Genomic DNA, 1,257 nt, shown 5'->3' with positions numbered 1-1,257 from the left:
CGGGCGAGTAGACGTTGCGGAGGTCGATGAGGACGGGGGCCTTCATCAGGCTTCTGAGGCGGGCGAGATCGAGGGCGCGGAAGGCGTTCCACTCGGTCACGATCACCAGGGCGTCGGCCGCCTCGGCGCAGGCATAGGCGTCCGCGGCATATTCCACCCCGTCGAGCAGCGGCCGGGCCTGCTCCATGCCCTCGGGGTCGTAGGCGACCACCCGCGCGCCGGCATCCTGAAGCCCGGCGATGATCGACAGCGAGGGCGCGTCGCGCATGTCGTCGGTGTTGGGCTTGAACGTCAGGCCGAGCAGCGCCACCCGCTTGCCCCGCACGCTGCCGCCGCAGGCCCCCATCACCTTGCGCGCCATCGCCCGCTTGCGGCTGTCGTTGACCGCCACCACCGTCTCGACGATCCGCACCGGCGTGCCGTAATCCTGCGCCGTCTTGACCAGGGCCAGCGTGTCCTTGGGAAAGCACGAGCCGCCATAGCCCGGCCCGGCATGCAGGAACTTGGCGCCGATGCGGTTGTCGAGCCCGATGCCGCGGGCGACCTCCTGCACGTTGGCCCCGACCTGCTCGCACAGGTCGGCGATCTCGTTGATGAAGGTGATCTTGGTGGCCAGGAACGCGTTGGCGGCGTACTTGGTCAGCTCGGCCGTGCGCCGGCCGGTGAGCAGGATCGGCGCCTGGTTGAGGTAGAGCGGGCGGTAGACCTCCTGCATCACGGCCGCCGTGCGGGCATCCTCGGCGCCGATGACGATGCGGTCGGGGCGCTTGAAGTCGCCGATGGCGGCGCCCTCGCGCAGGAATTCGGGGTTGGAGGCGACGCCGACATCGATGTCGGGGCGCGCCTCGCGCAGGATGCGCTCGACCTCGTCGCCGGTGCCGACGGGAACCGTCGATTTGGTGACGACGACGGTGTAGCCGGTGAGCGCCTCGGCGATCTCTTTGGCCGCGGCGTAGACGTAGGAGAGGTCGGCAAAGCCGTCGCCGCGGCGCGAGGGCGTGCCGACGGCGATGAACACGGCCTGGGCGTCGGCGACCGCCGGCTTGAGGTCGGTGGAGAAGGTCAGGCGCTTCTGGCGCACGTTCTCGGCGACGAGGGCGTCGAGGCCGGGCTCGTAGATCGGCATGCGGCCCGCGTGCAGGGCGGCGATCTTGGCCGGGTCCTTGTCGATGCACACGACCTCGTGGCCGAAATCGGCCAGGCAGGCGCCCGACACCAGGCCGACATAGCCCGCCCCAATCATCGTGATCCGCATCG

The 1,257-nt window shown here is 70.2% G+C and carries 1 protein-coding gene; it reads right to left on the bottom strand.

From position 1 onward, the window contains the following. On the bottom strand, positions 1 to 1,255 hold a 1,255-nt coding region (locus MZTS_RS24415; protein ID WP_192285899.1), incomplete at its 3' end, for a UDP-glucose dehydrogenase family protein. Positions 1,256 to 1,257: the final 2 nt, after the last annotated feature.

This window comes from Methylorubrum zatmanii (genome assembly GCF_014845115.1).
Classification (GTDB): Bacteria; Pseudomonadota; Alphaproteobacteria; order Rhizobiales; family Beijerinckiaceae; genus Methylobacterium; species Methylobacterium zatmanii.
The sequence above is the reverse complement of the archived record's forward strand: the minus strand, read 5'-3'. Positions and strand labels throughout refer to the sequence as shown.